We start from the raw sequence: 819 nt of genomic DNA on the forward strand, positions 1-819 counted from the left end.
GGTCGGCTCACTGCCGATCTGCGGCACCGACGAGAAACTCAAGGGCGTCCTGACCGACCGCGACATCGTCGTGAACGTCCTCGCCGCGGGCAAAGATCCCGCCAGGGTGACGGCCGGCGACCTTGCCCAGGGCGAGGCGGTGACCATCGGCGCCGACGACGACGCCGAGGAGATCCTGCGCACCATGGGCGCCCACCAGGTCCGCCGGCTCCCCGTCATCGACGGCCACACTCTGGTCGGCATCGTCGCCCTGGCCGACGTCGCCCGCGCGCTGCCCGACACGAAGGTCGGCGACCTCCTCGAGGCGATCTCGCAGAGCTGACCCCCCGCGCGCCCGGACTTCGCGCGCCTGGGTCCGGACATGGCGAGGGGCCCCGCCACGGCGGGGCCCCGCGCCATGCGTGCGCCTCGGTTACATGTGAGGCATGTTGTAGTAGCGGCCGAACTGTTCCAGATAGGACGGGTCGCCGCCCTGCTTCGCCTCGTCGAACTCGGGAGCATCCTTGATCTGCTCCTTGGTCCGGTCCACGTAGACCTTCTCCTCGACCATGTCGATCATGTTGATCGTCCCGGCGGGCAGCAGTACGTGCTTGCCGAAGATCCACACCCCGGTGTCGACGACGAGGTAGGAAGCTCCGACCTCCTCGGAGTGCTTGCTGATCTTGCCGATGGCCCCGTCCTTGGCCTCGACCTTGTACCCGACGATGTCGGTGCCCTGCTGGTACCCGATGCCCGGCCCGTAGCCCCAGATGTCGAACTCACTCACAACTGCTCCATTTCGGCGGATGTCACGACTGGCGTTCCGTCACTGAACGTATG

General features: G+C 67.3%; 2 protein-coding genes. One reads left to right on the forward strand and one right to left on the reverse strand.

Annotated features, from left to right (window positions below; genetic code table 11):
• Nucleotides 1–322 (forward strand): CBS domain-containing protein (locus E6U81_RS39530; protein WP_136234806.1); only part of this gene is annotated, 322 nt, incomplete at its 5' end.
• Nucleotides 323–412: 90 nt separating this feature from the next.
• Here the strand turns inward: E6U81_RS39530 and E6U81_RS39535 are convergent.
• Entirely contained in the window at nt 413–766 is a 354-nt protein-coding gene (locus E6U81_RS39535) for a PRC-barrel domain-containing protein (protein ID WP_136234807.1), read from the reverse strand.
• Nucleotides 767–819 lie beyond the last annotated feature (53 nt).

Origin of the sequence: Streptomyces sp. A0592 (assembly GCF_004795115.1) — a bacterium.
In the GTDB taxonomy this organism is placed as follows: domain Bacteria; phylum Actinomycetota; class Actinomycetes; order Streptomycetales; family Streptomycetaceae; genus Streptomyces; species Streptomyces erythrochromogenes.